The sequence below is a fragment of the Chitinophaga niabensis genome (assembly GCF_900129465.1).
GTDB lineage: Bacteria > Bacteroidota > Bacteroidia > Chitinophagales > Chitinophagaceae > Chitinophaga > Chitinophaga niabensis.
Genome location: NZ_FSRA01000001.1, coordinates 758,720 through 775,526, shown reverse-complemented (window position 1 = coordinate 775,526; position 16,807 = coordinate 758,720). Strand labels below are relative to the sequence as shown.

General features: G+C 45.1%; 9 protein-coding genes. 5 read left to right on the top strand and 4 right to left on the bottom strand.

Annotated features, from left to right (window positions below):
• Nucleotides 1-14 precede the first annotated feature (14 nt).
• From BUR42_RS02990 to BUR42_RS02975, 4 genes are read right to left on the bottom strand one after another with little or no spacing between them, the layout of a single operon-like run.
• Nucleotides 15-1,118, bottom strand: a complete 1,104-nt coding sequence (locus BUR42_RS02990; protein ID WP_234979598.1) for a cellulase family glycosylhydrolase — start codon at nt 1,116-1,118, stop codon at nt 15-17.
• Nucleotides 1,119-1,130: 12 nt separating this feature from the next.
• A complete protein-coding gene (locus tag BUR42_RS02985; protein WP_074237717.1) occupies nt 1,131-2,774 on the bottom strand; it encodes an exo-alpha-sialidase in 1,644 nt (547 codons plus the stop codon).
• Nucleotides 2,775-2,785: 11 nt separating this feature from the next.
• A complete protein-coding gene (locus BUR42_RS02980) occupies nt 2,786-4,324 on the bottom strand; it encodes a RagB/SusD family nutrient uptake outer membrane protein (RefSeq protein WP_074237716.1) in 1,539 nt (512 codons plus the stop codon).
• 13 nt (nt 4,325-4,337) lie between these two features.
• Entirely contained in the window at nt 4,338-7,382 is a 3,045-nt protein-coding gene (locus tag BUR42_RS02975; protein WP_084185327.1) for a SusC/RagA family TonB-linked outer membrane protein, read from the bottom strand.
• A gap of 179 nt (nt 7,383-7,561) precedes the next feature.
• Here BUR42_RS02975 and BUR42_RS02970 point away from each other — a divergent pair, with 179 nt between their 5' ends.
• The 5 genes from BUR42_RS02970 to BUR42_RS02955 all read left to right on the top strand — a co-directional run bounded on the left by BUR42_RS02970 (nt 7,562) and on the right by BUR42_RS02955 (nt 16,803).
• The gene (locus BUR42_RS02970; protein WP_159442203.1) at nt 7,562-10,711 is read left to right on the top strand and encodes a ligand-binding sensor domain-containing protein; all 3,150 of its coding nucleotides are present in this window, start codon (nt 7,562-7,564) and stop codon (nt 10,709-10,711) included.
• Nucleotides 10,701-11,459 carry a response regulator transcription factor gene (locus BUR42_RS29340; RefSeq protein ID WP_084185323.1) on the top strand — a complete coding sequence of 253 codons (759 nt, stop codon included), beginning with the start codon at nt 10,701-10,703 and terminating at the stop codon, nt 11,457-11,459. The genes BUR42_RS02970 and BUR42_RS29340 overlap by 11 nt, the downstream gene beginning before the upstream one ends.
• 120 nt (nt 11,460-11,579) lie before the next feature.
• The gene (locus BUR42_RS02965; RefSeq protein ID WP_074237715.1) at nt 11,580-12,164 is read left to right on the top strand and encodes an RNA polymerase sigma factor; all 585 of its coding nucleotides are present in this window, start codon (nt 11,580-11,582) and stop codon (nt 12,162-12,164) included.
• Nucleotides 12,165-12,237: 73 nt separating this feature from the next.
• A complete protein-coding gene (locus BUR42_RS02960) occupies nt 12,238-13,383 on the top strand; it encodes a FecR family protein (RefSeq protein WP_074237713.1) in 1,146 nt (381 codons plus the stop codon).
• Nucleotides 13,384-13,476: 93 nt separating this feature from the next.
• On the top strand, nt 13,477-16,803 hold the full coding sequence (locus BUR42_RS02955) for a TonB-dependent receptor (RefSeq protein WP_084185321.1): 3,327 nt from the start codon (nt 13,477-13,479) through the stop codon (nt 16,801-16,803).
• Nucleotides 16,804-16,807: the final 4 nt, after the last annotated feature.

Sequence of the window (16,807 nt, the reverse complement as noted above, 5' to 3'; positions counted from 1 at the left end):
ACGGCTTTTTTGTATTACTTCCCTGTTAACATCTTTATAGAATCAACCTCTGATTGCTTATAAGGGCTTCCGTCTTTTCTGAATATATCATGGAACCACAGTTTAGGCTGGCTGCCATCCGGTATTGGGGTATCCCAGGCATAGATGGTATTGGTCTTGCCTTCAACAAGCCCCCAATTGATAGCCCCAACATTTTCTGCTTTCAGGATCGGCATAATGTTACTGAACAGGCTGTTGTTCCTCCTGGCCATATATTCTGTACAGATCAAAGGCCTTCCCGTTCTCTTCCTTAAGGTATCGATCACCTCCCGGTGCTCCTCAGGCCCGTTATAGTTGTGATAGGTGGTGATGTCTGAATTATTCAGCTGAAACTCATTCAATGCTTTCAGGTCTTTCCGCCATACGCCTACAGAAAGCGGCTGGCTTGGATTAACCGCGCGGCCCCAGGTAAACACCTTTTGCAGTAGTACTATGCTGCTATCACCTCTGTTTGAGTTCCCGGGTTCATTGTACAGGTCCCATAGCACAATACGTTTATCGTCTTTAAAAGTGGTTAGCACATCCGTCACGTATTCCTCCAGTACTTTTACAAGGGTAGTATCCTCGTTATAGAGATTTCCGGGATCCTGTACCCATCCTGAATTATGCACGCCAGGTTTGGGTGCTGGCTGCGTACCCGTTTGATAGGTGGGGTTCCAGCAATCATCGAAGAAAACAAACAAGGTGTTTATCCCATGGCGTTCTGCAATATCAAGATAGGTGGCAACCCTCTTTTTGAAGCCATCCTTGTCTATTTCCCAGGCTGCATGGTGCAGGTAAACCCTCATGATATTCATGCCAATGCTTTCTGCATACCCCAGCTCCCTGCTAATGGTGGCGGTATCAAATGTTTCTGCCTGCCACATTTCCAGCTGATTGATAGCGGTGCTTGGTATAAAATCGCATCCACGAAGCCAGCCCCATTTCTTATACCATTCATTTGCTTTTTCAACTGGCCATATGCCGTTTGTTGTTTGTTTTTCTTCAGCTTTCTGGTTCTGGTTCGCACATTGATAGAAACCGAATGATACCAGCACCATCATTGCTGCTAATAAAAACCTGTTGTCATTTTTTTTCATACTGATCATTTATTATAATTTTTCGGATAGCCAGCTAAATGGCTCGTTGGCATTACAGCCTGTTGCGTCTTCTTTTATGGGTGCCTGCCCTGCGGTTTCCGTTTCATTCAGTTGAATGTTTATACCCATCCTGGCACCAGCCCCCGGCTTCCCGCCTAACATCAACCATGGTACAGATACTTCCAGGGTATAACCATCCGGTCCTTTCCTGGAAACCGCCTGTACGCCTTTAGTATCCGGCAATGCAATCCAACTACCATTTTTCCCTTCTTTTACAACCACATTGCCTGATGCCGATACTGACACTGAAAATATGCCTGTATGTGGTTTTTCATAGCTTTTATTCTGTGCGTCTATAAAAAAAGTAACCCCATCTTCATTATCAATTACATGCTGGTCTTTTACTTTAGCCAGGAAACGCAGACGCTCATTATCATGCGTGATGCCGGCATTGACCTGGCTGTTGGTTTGCCGGCCAACAAAAATGGTATTCCCATTTATGATGTGGCCCCTGATCATCCAGACCTCTGTTCTGCCGGATGTGGAAAATGCCCTGGTACTGGTAACCGCAATTACAGAATTGTCCTTTAAAACACATACACTGTTCCATTGACCTGATCTGTTCACCGGAATTACAAATGGTTCTGTTACCCTGTTAAATCCTGTGGCATTTTCATCACCTACTGCCACCATCATAACGGCATTAGGTTCTGTACGCCCATCGGTTGCATGGGCCTGGTAGGAAAGGATGGTTTCGCCCGTATTCAACTGTGCGATGTATGGTGCGCCGGCATAGATATGATCATTCAGCTTATCTTTCAATGCATATGAACGGTTGCTGCCGGAAGCTCCCACAGTGGAAGCCCAGTTCTCCGAAAAAGTATTTCGGATCGTATAAGGTTTGAATGTAGTAAATCCATTATCCTCTATGGCAAAAACAACGGTTGACTTGCCTTTTAGCAGCAAAGGTACCGGCATCCCATCGCGGGAACCGGGCCTGAAACTTACGATCTGCGGATCGCTGCTCCATGTGGCGCCATTATCTGTGGAACGCAGCATGGATATGTTCTGCTCTGATGAACTGGTATAGATCCCTTCGTTCGCAAAGAACAATTGAATTTCCCCATTGGGCAATTGCACTGCTGCAGGTTCCCAACATCCGTTTTCAAACTGGTACCCGGCTTCGTACAACAGCTGCTCATCTTTCCAGGTGTTTCCTTTATCATAGCTTTTCTTAATGCGGATGCCAAATTTCCTGGAGGGATCAATGGCATGAGGCCTTGGATTATACATCGCCAGCAAACTCCCGTCCTTCAATTCAAGCAGATCTGGCACTGCCATATTGATGCCGGGTGGTTTTTCCGCTACAATTACAGTATTACCCCATGTTTTCCCTTCATCCGTACTTTTCCGGCTCATGATACTGCCACCCGATTCATAGATGACGATCAGCGAATTATCCTGTAACTGTTTGATCCGTGCATACCCGTTGTAATTGTTGGGACTGGCAGGGTCAGACACCTGTTGCAAAGTGGAATGGTCCCAGGCTATCCTGGCCCCTGGAATGAAAGGCAGGGACCTTACACTATCCGCAGGACCATTCACTTCACTGTTGCCGCAGGCAGCCAGTAATACACCTGTTAAAATAAGGTTCATTAAGCCGCACATCAATAACCTGCATTTTGATGACCTGTAAGATTTGGATTGTTCTGAATTTCTGACAGTGGTATAGGCAGCCTGATATTTTTACCCACTTTAAAATTCTTAAAGTCAGGATCGCGTGCAGCTACTTTATCAACGGCTGCCTGCGTATCAAGATCTCCCCAACGTTTCAGATCGGCCCAACGTACACTTTCTCCGCAAAGTTCCAGTGCCCGCTCAACTTTTAAACGTTCCCTGAAAAGCGTTTTATCAATACCAATAGCCGGATAGGCAACGGCGAGGTTCGCCATATTGGAGCGGGTCCTTACCCTGTTCACATACTGATAAGCATCTGCCGTTTGCCCTAATTCGTTTAACACTTCTGCATACATCAGTAACACATCGGCAAACCTGATATTGCGAACATTGACCTCGCTGAAATAATCCTCGTTATTACGGTAGTAATCACGGGAATATTTTTTGAACCAGGCCTCATTAGCACCCCACTCCCAGCTACGGCCATACGTTTTATTACCAAAATCAGCTTCAAGCGCAGGATAGAATAATGTGTACTGTAAACGTGGGTCAAGCTTGTTATCGATGGTCCTTTCTTTCTTGAATTCATCCACCATCCAATAACGGGCCTGGCCATCGGACCAGCCTATGCTGCGCGGTGCAAAGAACTGTGCCCTGTTACATCCCATATTGGAAGAAGGCCCGTCCCCTTCACCGGTTTTGTTGGCATCTGAGAACTGTATTTCAAATACAGACTCTTTGTTATTTTCATTATTAGCGCGGAAATTATCAACAAAAGCAACCAGGTCATAATAGTTCTTACCTGCCCCGGTCACCAGGTAGTCAAGGGCTGTTTTAGCCTCCGGCCATTTTTTCTGCTGCATGTATGTTTTGCCCAAAAGCGCCATTGCAGCCCCTTTTGTAGCCCTTCCGATATTGTCGCCTGTATATTGTTCAGGTAATGCTGCACCAGCCTCTGTAAGGTCTTTCTCCACCTGTGCCCAAACATCAGCCAGTGTTCCGGCTTTAGGCGCATCTGCGGGTGATTGCGGGGTGGTTACCACCGGTACATTTTCATATAAGATGGCTACATAGTAATAATAGAAAGCACGGAGGAATTTGGCCTCTGCCAATAATGCATCCTTTTTCTTTGCATCCGTGAACTCAATGTTCGGAACATTCGCAAGCACCTGGTTACAACGGAAAATTGCCTTGTAAATATCACGGAAAGTATTTACGCTGCCTTCCCAGAAGTTATAGTTAATATAGTTAAAACGGGTCCAGTCTGCCAGTTCTATCCATGGGCTGTTACTAAAACCTTCATCCGAGGTAAGGTCCAGCCGGAAATAGATCCAGCGGTTAAATCCCCCGTTCTGGTAAAACATATGGTAAATAGCATTTACACCCTTCTGTGCATCACTCTCCGTTTTCCAGAATTCTCCGGCGCCCAGGGAGTTGGGATTTTTCTGGTCCAGCAGATCCTTTCCGCATGATGTTGCAACCATACACAAAGCAAGTACAACCATTGATCTTATGATAATATTTTTCATTGTCTATATTATTTTAAAATCCAAAATTGATACCAACGGTAAATGTTCTGAGATTAGGGAAAGCTCCATAATCAAATCCCTTTTCGAAAATGCTGGTATTGCTAAACTCGGGATCAAGACCTGTGTATTTGGTAATGGTGATTAAATTTTGTCCTGATACGGAAACCTGCGCATCGGCAAAACCGATCCTTTTAACAACTGTTGATGGAAGTCTGTATGACAGGCCGATGTACTTCATACGGGCAAAACTTCCATTCTCCAGCCATCTGTCTATATCTCCTCTTGAATTCAGCGTGGTCCCATAATAAGCCCTGGGGGTGCTTGTATTGGGATTTTCAGGTGTCCATGGCTGAATGCCTTTCCTGTAATTGGAGTTATCGTCAAACCGGTCTGTTACGCTACGGGGGCCGTTAAATACTTTGGCACCAAATGAAGCGAACCAGTCCATGGTGAACTCAAATCCTTTGTAAGCGGCATTGAAATTAAGCCCCATTTCAAGTTTAGGCCATGGGCTGCCTACAATGGCTTTATCATCATTGGTGATCTGCCCGTCTCCATTATTGTCTTTAAAGCGTATATCACCAGGTTTGGCAGAAGGCTGGATCACCACGCCATTTTTATTCTTGTAATTATCTACCTCAGCCTGGGTTTGAAACAAACCGTCTGTTTCCAATACATACCACATACCAATGGGCTGCCCTTGTTGTGTAACGGTATTACCTACAAAAGTTTTATTTTTCCCATAGCCCAGGTCCACTACTTCATTTTTCAACCTGGTAACATTTAAACCGATGCCATACTTAAAAGCCGTACGGTCTTCCCGGTAATTCGCGCTTAACTCAAAGCCGCGGTTAGCAAGGGTAACGCCATTCACCCGGGGATTGCCGCCATCATTTCCGGTAGTGAGCAATATGGGATAGTTTAACAGTACATCTTTGGTATTGGTGATAAAGTATTCCGCCGTTACTGTTAACCTGTTATCCAGGAAACCTGCATCCACACCATAGTTCTGTTGTGTTAAGACTTCCCAGCGCAGATCTGAGTTAGCCAGCTGTACCTGTGTAGCACCAGGCTGTTGTGCCTGACCGGGGCCAAAAACAACCGTAGAAAATGTATTGATGATGGCCTGGTATTCATACTCATTAATGTTATTGCTACCCAGGGTACCATAACTGGCCCTCACCTTAAGGTCGTTTATGAAGGAAGAAGAAAAGAAGTCTTCTTTGCTGATCCTCCATGCTCCTGAAACGGAGGGGAAGGTTTTGGTGTTATAAGAAGGGCCAAATTTTGAAGAGGCGTCATTACGAACAACGGCATTTAACAGGTATTTGTCCGCATAACTATATTCCAGCCTCCCAAAATAGGATATCAGGTCTGTGCGCAATCTGTAACCATTGGCTAAAGCAGAGTTACCCTGGTCCAGGATGTCGTAATACTGCCCTGTACTTGGATTGTACAACATGTTAAGTTTGCTTCCGCCGATCAGTTCATAGTTCGTGCGCTGGTACGACTGGCCTGCTATTATATTTATGGTGTGTTTGTCAAATGTTTTATTGAAGTTCAGGGTGTTCTCTATCAGGCCTGAAAAATACTGCGCCCGGTTCTCGATCAGCCTGGAGGGATCAATAGGTTGATTAAGCGTCCAGTTACCCACCTTCCTGATAAATTTGTAGTGATCGTTACTGGTTTCAAGCCCCAGGTTCAGGCGATACTTCAGGGAGGGCAGTATCTGCAATTCAGAGAACAGGTTCCCCCTTATGCGCAGGTTGGCATTTGTAGTATTCTGGAGATTGGCGATCGCCAGGGGATTTGTTCCAAATGTACGGGCACTGGATTCGTTTCCATATCCGTAACCTCCCGGATTTGCAGGATCGTACACAGGTATGGTGGGCAGTAAACGTACCACATCCACGATGGGATTCCCCTGCATTTCCTTTGCTTTACCATAACTGATGGCCAGGTTTTCCCCTATTGTAAAGATCCCTTTCTTTCCCTGCGTATTTACCCTGAGGCTAAGCCGGTTAAAGTTAGTACCGATCACGGTGCCTTTATTGTCAAAATACCCGGCTGATACCAGGTAACTCCCATTGTTGCTGCCACCGGAAAAACTGGCGTTATAATCCTGCATATTACCGGTGCGGAAAGCCACATCCTGCCAGTCTGTATTGTTCTGCACCTGGAGGTTCTGCCTGGGCACACCGGCATTATCATATGCCATGTAGTTTAGTTTGGTAAACTCGTTTGTATCGGCCAGCTTATAACGGGGTATTGTTTGGGTAGCGGCCTTTGCGGAAACTTCCACTTTCATAGGTCCATTCTTACCCTTTTTTGTGGTGATGATGATCACTCCGTTTGCTGCCCTCGATCCATAGATGGCAGCCGCAGACGCATCTTTCAGGATCTGAAGGGATTCGATGTCGTCCGGGTTAAAGTCCCGGTTGGCGTTAGTGATCAACCCATCAATTACATATAAGGGATTGGCATCTGAGAGGTTTTTCAAACCCCGGATCTGGATCTGTGCCTCAGAACCCGGCTGACCTGCCGCACGCACCTTTATACCAGAGGCCTGCCCCTGTAATGCTTCAGCAACCGTTGTAACCTGCCGCTTTTGAATATCCTCCGCTTTAACAACAGATACAGCGCCGGTAAGGTCTTTTTTCCGCTGCGCGCCATAACCTACAACTACAAAGTCCTCCAGTTTGCTTTCAAGCTGCTTCAGGGTAATTACGCCGTTAGCAGCTGGCTTTTCAATCGTCTGAAAACCAACAAAGCTAATTACCAGGATAGCCTTGTCACTACTAACGTTAATTGTAAAATTCCCTTCTCCATTGGTGAGTGCCATTTTTGTGGTGCCTTTCTCTAAAACAGTAGCGCCAGGCAATGCAGTACCGGTGCTATCCGTTACCTTACCTGAGATAGTCACCTGTGAAAAAGCAACAAATGAAGAAAGCAGGAAGATCAGCAGTACCGTGATCCGTTTAAAAGTGGCAAAGGAAATTAGTGGAAACAATTGTTTACATCTGCTATGTGGGATAGCAGACAAGTAAAGTTTTTTCATAACAGCGTGGATTGTTATTTTAGATAATGACAACTATTAAAACTTCTACATACAAATTCCTACCTAAAGGAACCTATAAAATACCTCTTACAGAAAACAATATGTCTCAATACTTTGTTTATTTGTCTCATTTTACTTAATCGGCTTAAACCTTTAACTTACGCATGAAATATGCCTTCATGAGAATGCGTCTGCTTTTTCTACTGGGGATGATGCTCTGTGGTATCTTTAAAGCATCTTCTCAACAATATACTTTCCGCCACTACCAGGTTGAAGACGGGCTCTCGCACAATACAGTATGGTGTGCCTACCAGGATAGCAAGGGATTCATGTGGTTTGGTACAAAGGACGGGCTAAACAGGTTTGATGGCACCTCCTTTAAAATTTTCAGGAACAACGCTGAAGACTCCACCTCCATAGGAAACAACTTTATACGCTGCTTATTCGAAGACAATAAAAAGCGGTTGTGGATAGGAACGGATAACGGTATATACCTTTATCAACCCGAAACTGAAAAATTTCGTTTACTGCCAGCCTCCAACATTGCAGCTGTTATATGGTCCATAAAATCAGACAGCAAGGGCAATATCTGGTTCCTGATAGGTGAAAGGATATACCAATATAATGAACAGCTTAACCGCGCAATCCCGGTCTTCAGCGGCAGCCAGGAGACCATTACATCTCTTTGTATTGATTCCGGAGACCAGCTTTGGTATACGGCAAACGAGCTACTGAAATGTTATGACCCTGGTAAAGGCACGCTGACCTCCTTTGATATTTTCTCCCATTCCCATCCTACAGAGATAAAGATCATCAATACTATCCTCGATTGCAGGAATGGAAAGTTATTACTGGGCACAACAACACAGGGAATAAAAATATTTGACATAACAACAGGTACCTATAAAGATGCATTACTTAGTAATTCAGATAAAACACCCGTTTATGTAAGGGACTTTGTGCAGATAAATGACAATGAATACTGGGTAGCGGCAGAATCAGGTATTTATGTATATGACCTGGATAAAAACACCTATACAAATCTTAAAAAAGACTATAACGACCCTTATTCACTATCTGATAATTCTATATACACAGTTTGTAAGGATAAGGAAGGTGGTTTATGGGCGGGAACTTTCTTTGGTGGTATCAATTACTTCCCCAAACAATATGCCCCATTCCATAAATACTTTCCCAATAATAATCCCCGTACGCTGAGTGGCAATGCCGTGCGTGAAATAACGCAGGATAAATACGGCAACCTCTGGATAGGTACGGAGGACAATGGATTAAATAAGCTTAATCCCAAAACCGGGAATATAACTCATTACCTGCCCGGCGGAAAACCGGGGGATATTTCACATTCTAATGTTCATGGCCTGCTGGCTAAAGGTAACGAGCTATGGATAGGCTTGTTCCATCACGGAATAGATATAATGAATATCAATACCGGAAAGGTCATTAAAAAGTATACAAAAGCAAACTGCAACCTGAACTATAATTTCATCCTTTCCATCATCCGGGCACAATCCGGGGAGATCCTCATAGGCAGCCAGGCTGATCTGATGCAATATGATACTGCTACTGAAAATTTCACCAATGTGAAAGAGGTGTTGGAAAACTACAACATTCATAATGTGATGCAAAGCAGCGATGGTACAGTTTGGATAGCCACTCATGGCCAGGGGTTATTACATTACAACAGCGCATCCGCATCAAGGGGGCAATACAGGTATGATCCGCTCAACAGATCAAGCATTGGCAGTAATATGGTGAATAGTACTTTTGAAGACAGCAAAGGTGTTCTATGGGTTGCCACCGAAGGAGGTGGTATATGCAGGCTCGACCGGAAACAGAACAAGTTCACCCGTTACACCACAAAAACAGGCTGGCCAAGTGATTATATCTTTAAAATCCTGGAGGATGAACAATATAAACTATGGGTAAGTACCAGCCGGGGGCTGGTTTGTTTTGATCCGGAAAAAGAAACCCTTCAATTGTTTACGCAGGCCCATGGCCTGTTAAATGACCAGTTCAATTACAACTCGGGTTATAAAGACAAGGAGGGGAATATGTACTTTGGCAGTGTGAGGGGAATGATCAGCTTTAATCCCAGGTCTTTTATCCGAGATACATTTACTCCTCCGCTGTACATTACCGATTTCCGGATCAGCAGTAAGGAAACACCCAGTAAACCAGGGCAAACGAGGTTCGTGATGATCACTCCTGAAATAGAACTTGCCTACAATGAGGCTTCTTTCAGTATTGATTTTGCTGCGCTGAGCTATACAGCTCCTACCATGACGCAATATGCTTACACCATGGAAGGGCTGGATAACAACTGGATAAATACCAAAAGTAACAAGGCCTATTTTACGGATCTTTCCCCCGGTACTTACACCTTTGCCGTAAAAGCTGCCGGTAATAATGGGAAATGGGGGGAACCGGTAGCCGTTACCATTAAAATATCTCCTCCCTTTTGGGCCAGTATATGGGCTTATCTTTTCTACACACTCACCATTGCAGCTATCGTGTATTACATAGCCCGCTTCTATTATAAGCGTATCCAGGAAAAGAAACGGATAAGGTTGCTGCAAATAGAACATGAACGAAATATAGAGATCTACCAGGCAAAAATGAATTTCCTTACCAATATTGCACACGAGATAAGATCTCCTCTCACGCTTATTAAGGGCCCGTTGGAAAAAGTGATCAAACAGGCCATCCATATTCCCGCTATCGCCAAGAACCTGGCAAGAATGGAGAAAAGCACCAACAGGTTAGTCAATCTCACCAATCAGCTGCTTGATTTCCGGAAAACAGAAGCAAAAGGATTTAGCCTCACCTTCCGGAAAATAGATGTCAGTAAATTACTGGAGGATATATTTTTCAGCTTTAAACCACTTGCAGAACAAAAACATATTTCATTTTCACTGCAGCCGCTTCCCGCTTTACATGCTTATGTAGATGAAGAAGCCCTCCATAAGATCCTGAGCAACCTGTTCAGCAATGCCATCAAATATTCACAGCACTCCGTTAAGATCAGGTTGCAGCAGCCAACCACTGAATACTTTATTATCGAATTTTCGAATGATGGTTATATTATCCCTGCCAGCAAAAAGGAGAAGATCTTTGAACCCTTTTTCCGGCTGAGTGAAAACCAGCACCAGGAAGGAACAGGTATCGGACTGCCATTATCCCGGTCCCTGGCAGAATTACATGGAGGCACACTTTATATTTCAGAAGATGTTACCAGTAAAAATGTATTTATTCTAAAAATACCTTTGATAATATCTACAGATAACTTAATCTCGTCCCATGAAATATAAGATTTTGCTGGTAGATGATGATGCGGATGTTCTTGAATTCCTGACGGAAGAACTGGAAGAAAATTACACTATCTACACCGCATCCAATGGAAAATCAGCACTAACAACATTATTAACCGAATCAATAGACCTGGTTATAAGTGACGTGATGATGCCGGAAATGGACGGGTTTGAACTTTGCCGCAATATTAAGAATACAGTTTCTTACAGCCATATCCCGGTTATACTCCTTACGGCTAAAAACATGCTGCAATCCAGGATAGAAGGGCTGGATATGGGTGCAGATGCCTATATAGACAAACCTTTTTCTCCGGAACATCTGCGGGTGCAGATCACCAACCTGTTTAACAACCGAGCCAGGATAACGCAGCATTTTTTCCAATCCCCATCCGCTGATATCACCAGCATTGCGCACTCGAAATCTGACCAAACCTTCCTTGAGCAATTAAACCAGGCTATCAGGAGCCAGATACAGGACATTGACCTGGATGTTGAGAAACTGGCCAAATATATGAACATGAGCCGGGCTACGCTCTACCGGAAGATCAGCGGTATTTCCAACATGACGCCGCATGAACTGATCAATACCACCCGGCTTAAAAAGGCGGCAGAATTACTGATTTCGGGCAATTATAAGATCTTTGAAATAGCCGATGAAGTAGGATTTCAATCACAGGCCAATTTTGCCAAACTTTTCCTTAAACAATTCGGCATGACGCCAACAGATTATGCTAAAAGGAATAAATAATTATACCTGAATAGCGTGTTACAACACCGGCTTTAATGCCCTCTTCTTGCATCTATCAAAAAATTGTCCTAATTTACTTTGACCTCCATCATCCACGTTTAAAAAAAACATATCAATTTCATGTGTTCGGTTGAAGAAACTGGGTTCATTCAATTCCTGTCCTCAGGAGATGAAAAGGCTTTTTCTGAGCTGTACGACCGTTACTGGGAGCCGCTTTTCGGCTATGTAATGCATGTACTGCAGGATAAGGAAGACAGTATGGATATTGTGCAGGATACTTTTATTACCGTATGGCAGCAACGCACCTCCCTGGGTAATGTGCAGTCTTTCAAAGCGTATATTTTTTCTATTGCCCGGTATAAAGCGCTGCGGTATATCCGGATGAATATCCGGAAAAGGGACTACCTGTCCTCTCTCCTGAATTTTTTACAGGCGCATGATGAAAGTCCGGAGGAACTAATGATCCATGGTGAATTGCAATCTATTATTAATACCGAAGTGGCAAACCTTCCTCCTAAAATGAGGGAGGTTTTCCTGTTAAGCCGTGAACAGCGGCTTTCCTACCGGGAGATAGCTGCCAGGCTGAATATCTCCGATAAAACGGTAAAAAAACAGATCAGTAACTCATTGAAACTCATCCGTCTTAAAATGGAAGGAGATCTTCCCTCTGCCCTACTGCTGTTAATATTGCTGAAAAGCCTCTGAGAAAAATTATTTTTCATTCCATCTACTACCAACTTCCTTATTCTGACACTTACTACTGAACCACGTTGATCTGATGATCGGTAAAGAAGAAATAACAGCCCTTTTAAAGCAATACGAAGCCGGTGCCTGCAGCCCGGAGCAAAAAGCATTGCTTGAAAAATGGTTTGCAGAAAGACAGGCCTCTTCCGGCTGGCGATGGAGCAGTGAGGAAGAGCGTTTGCTGGTGCAGCGGCTGATGCGTACTCATATTGAAGATCAGATCTTTAAAAAGAAGCCGGAGAAAAGGAACACCGGGATATTCACGTTAAGAAAGATGGCAGTAGCAGCCTCTCTCCTGCTGTGCTGCATGGCCGCGGTCTGGATCTTCCGCATGAACGGTGCTGATAAAGAGGTAAAACGATACTATACAGAGAAAGCAGTTAAACCGGGCAGTAAAGCTGCACGGCTAACGTTATCTGATGGCTCTGAGATCACACTTGACGATGCGGATACCGGCATGTTGTTCAATAAAGGAGGTATTAAAGTATCCAAGCTTGCCAACGGACAATTATTATATGAAGCAGCAGATCCGCCCTTCCAAAATCGCAATAATACGCTTAGCATTCCACGCGGAGGTCAATACCGGATCACGTTACCGGATGGCACCGTAGTGTGGCTTAATTCCGCCACAAGCCTTACCTGGCCCACTGCATTTACAGGTAAGGAACGCGTGGTAACACTCTCGGGGGAAGCTTATTTTGATGTGGCTAAAAACAGTGAACAGCCTTTCAGGGTCAGGGCCGGCGAAGCAGAGGTCCTTGCTACCGGCACCAGCTTTAATATTTCCGCCTATGAGGATGAAGACCAGGTATCCACTACACTGGTGGAAGGAGGTGTAAATGTAACAGGCCCGAACGGCATGGTAAGTCTCAGGCCCGGCCAGCAAGCCACCATCTTTTCGGGCAACAACCAAATGCAGAAAAAGGACGTTGATACAGACCAGGCGCTTGCCTGGCTGCAGGGGAACTTCCTTTTTGAAGACCAGGATATACGGTCTATTATGAGAAACCTGGCACGGTGGTACAATCTTGAAATAAGTTATGAAGGAAAGCCTAATCCTATGAAGTTCGGAGGCACCTACTCCCGCTCCAAAGGATTGGAAGAATTATTGAAACATCTTGAATCACTGAGCGGCATGCGCTTCAGTATAAATAATAACAAGGTGACTGTTTTAATGTAACATACTCTTCTCTCAGCATACTTACTGTATTTACAATTAACTAACCGGCTTCACCGCCGGACCGGATTTCTATTATATAAAACCTAGCTTGCCATGAAACTTTCTACACTCATGTTGCTGATCGGTTTCTTTCAGCCAAGGGCGGAGGCAGAGGCCCAGGAAGTAAGCCTGAACATCAGGAATGCTCCCCTCGCCAAAGTATTTAACATGCTCAAAAAACAAACCGGCTACGACTTTCTCTATGTATCCGAAGAACTAAAAAAGGCGACTCCTGTAACCTTGCAGGTAACCCGCAAACCATTGGCGGAAGCTCTCAGGCTCTGTTTAACAGATCAGCCGCTAACATTTGAGATCCACAATACAACAGTGCTGATCAAACAGAAAGCAGAACCACCTCCGCAAGACAAAAAAGTAGAGGGTGTTGTAGTGGATCAGAAAGGTGAACCCATACCAGGTGCCACCGTCACGGCCAAAGGCACCAAACTTGGTACCACTACAGATCTGCAGGGAAAATTCTCTTTCAGCGTACCGGATAACATCGCCGTTATTGTGGTAACCTATGTAGGGATGAAAACAGTAGAGGTGAGTACCGGGCAAGGCCTTCGTGTTATGCTGGAAGCTACGGACGAAGCCCTCAATGAAGTGGTGGTAGTAGGATACGGAAGATTGCGGAAACTCAGCCTCACCGGATCTATCAGCAGCATCTCCAACAAAGATATCATTACCACCCGTGCTCCTTCCCTTGCCGTTGCGCTGGCAGGTAAAGTACCGGGATTGCAGATCCGCCAGAACAATGGTACACCGGGAGGATTTAGCACCAATATCAATATACGCGGCATGGGTACACCTATGTTTGTAATTGATGGGGTGGTGCGCAACGAACCTACAGAGTTCCAGAAGCTCAACCCGGAGGATATTGAAAGTATCACGGTACTGAAAGACGCATCTGCTGCGATATACGGGATCAACTCCAGCAATGGCGTTATCCTCGTAAAAACAAAGTCAGGCACCAAAGGTCCGCTGCGTGTTTCTTACAGCGGGCTGGCAGGCGTTACAAGACCTACACAGCATACAAAGATGATGGATGTAAGTCAGTACTGGGAGATCAGGAATGAAGATGCCTTTAACTCTACAGGAACACCTTACTTTTCTTCAAAGCAGGCATTGGCAGAAGCACAGGCGCTCCCCTATACCAACTGGTACAAAGAAGTTTTTCAACAGGTAGCCTTCCAGCATCAGCATAATATCACCATAGAAGGCGGCACAGATAAGATCTCTACCTATACCAACATTGGCTATATGACTGATAATGGCTTGCTCAGAAGCGGAGATATCGGTTACAATAAATACTCGTTCAGGAACGGTACTACCTTCCAGCCTAATAAATATGTAAAGGTGGAACTGAACCTTTACGGATTTACAGATTACCGCAAACAACCGGGTACATGGGATGATGCGTTCTTCTATCTGAATAAAGCAGCACACGGACTGATACCTTCAGAGGGCGTATATGCAAATAATAACCCGCTGTATTATAATCGCCCGCGTACATTCAGTGATAACCCGCTGCAGTTCTCTCAGCGCGATATTTTTGGTTATGGGGAATGGAGGGATAAATTCTTTCAATCCTTTCTTGCCATGACCATTAATGTTCCTAATGTAGAGGGCCTGCAACTGAGGTTCCAGGGAGCATACGATGGGAAGACCACGATCAGAACACGTGTGCAGAAAAGGGCTATTAACTACATCTACTCTGCTACCACAGATAGCTATACCCCTTACAACAACTACGATCCCAGTATCCAGGAAGAAGCGGGAACTACAACACGCCTGAACTTCCAGGGCCATATCCTCTATAACAAACAAATTGCACAGCATCATAATGTTGGTGTAGTACTGGTTGCTGAGGCACGCCAGGATAACACGCGTTACCTGAGCGGTAAACGTTTTTATGAAGGCGATCTGTTCACCATCGATAATATAGACCGGGCCCCGGTGACCAATCAGCAGGCAGGCGGTAATACCGGGGTGTTCAAATATGCATCATTCATCGGGAGGTTCAATTATGATTACAGGAGCAAGTACCTGCTTGAGTTCGCCTTCAGGGAAGATGGATCATACCGGTATGCACCGGATAAACGATGGGGCTTTTTCCCTGTGATATCAGGAGGTTGGCGGATATCTGAAGAACCTTTCCTGAAAAACAATACCCGGGTTATTACAGATCTGAAACTGAGAGGCTCCTATGGTACTACCGCACAGGATGCAGGTAATCCCTTCCAGTTTGTTCCGGGTTATACGAGTTATAATGGTTATGTGCTCGGCGATAAATTTATCAGTGGATATACCAACGCAGGACTGTTGAACGCCAACCTTACATGGACCACTTCCAAAACAGCAGATATAGGTATTGACGTTAGTTTATGGAATGGTAAACTAGACTTTACATTCGACCTCTTCCGCAGGAACAGGACCGGCCTGCTGGCCACCCGGGCACAAGCCTTACCCAATACCTTCGGTGCAGCCCTACCACAGGAAAACCTGAACAGCGACCGCACAGATGGTTTTGAAATGAGCATCGGGCATAAGAACAAGATAGGCGAGTTTGAATACGGCGTATCCGGTAACATGTATGTTGGCCGTACACAAATGCTGTACCTGGAAAGAGCCCCATTCCGCAGCAGCTACGATCGTTGGAGGAACGGAGCCGCAGACCGCTGGCAGGACATTGGCTGGGGCTACCAGGTTACCGGGCAATACCAGAACTATGATGCCATACGCAATGGTGTGATCGAAACAACTTCTTACGGCAATTCGAGAACATTACCCGGCGACTATATACACGAAGACGTAAACGGCGATGGTGTGATCAATGGAAAAGATATGATGCCCATCTTCTGGAACGGCCAGCCGAAACTTGGCTTCGGGCTTAATATCAACGCCAGCTGGAGAGGCCTGGATTTCAACATGCTCTGGCAGGGTGCCGGTATGTATTCATTACGCTATAGCGAAGTTTTAGGCCAGGTGCTTGCACTGGATGCCGCCAACTCTCCCGCTATCTATTACGACCGCTGGCACCAGGCGGATATCTACGATCCTAACAGTGCATGGATACCAGGAAGATTTCCTTCTACACGCAGGCTGGATTCTGACAATGGCGCCAATCGCCTGGAGAGTGATATCCAGCGGGTGGATGCCACCTATGCCCGTTTAAAGAATATGGAAATAGGATACAGATTACCAAACAGCGTTTTGAGGTTCCTGGGCGTTTCAAGGTTCAGGTGTTATGTGAACCTTTTCAATCCGCTGGTGATCTGCAACAGTTATCTTAAAAGTTTTGATCCTGAGATCACGGATGGAAACGGATTCCAGTACCCTCTTTCAAAGGGTTACAACTTTGGCGTAAACCTAACCTTTTAATTCT

What these genes read in the sequence shown, in the direction of transcription:
- BUR42_RS02965 (WP_074237715.1), top strand. Translation starts at nt 11,580, where the DNA reads ATGTGTTCGGTTGAAGAAACTGGGTTCATTCAATTCCTGTCCTCAGGA.
- BUR42_RS02970 (WP_159442203.1), top strand. Translation starts at nt 7,562, where the DNA reads ATGAGAATGCGTCTGCTTTTTCTACTGGGGATGATGCTCTGTGGTATC.
- BUR42_RS02985 (WP_074237717.1), bottom strand. Translation starts at nt 2,774, where the DNA reads ATGAACCTTATTTTAACAGGTGTATTACTGGCTGCCTGCGGCAACAGT.
- BUR42_RS02975 (WP_084185327.1), bottom strand. Translation starts at nt 7,382, where the DNA reads ATGAAAAAACTTTACTTGTCTGCTATCCCACATAGCAGATGTAAACAA.
- BUR42_RS02980 (WP_074237716.1), bottom strand. Translation starts at nt 4,324, where the DNA reads ATGAAAAATATTATCATAAGATCAATGGTTGTACTTGCTTTGTGTATG.
- BUR42_RS02990 (WP_234979598.1), bottom strand. Translation starts at nt 1,118, where the DNA reads ATGAAAAAAAATGACAACAGGTTTTTATTAGCAGCAATGATGGTGCTG.
- BUR42_RS29340 (WP_084185323.1), top strand. Translation starts at nt 10,701, where the DNA reads ATGAAATATAAGATTTTGCTGGTAGATGATGATGCGGATGTTCTTGAA.
- BUR42_RS02955 (WP_084185321.1), top strand. Translation starts at nt 13,477, where the DNA reads ATGAAACTTTCTACACTCATGTTGCTGATCGGTTTCTTTCAGCCAAGG.
- BUR42_RS02960 (WP_074237713.1), top strand. Translation starts at nt 12,238, where the DNA reads ATGATCGGTAAAGAAGAAATAACAGCCCTTTTAAAGCAATACGAAGCC.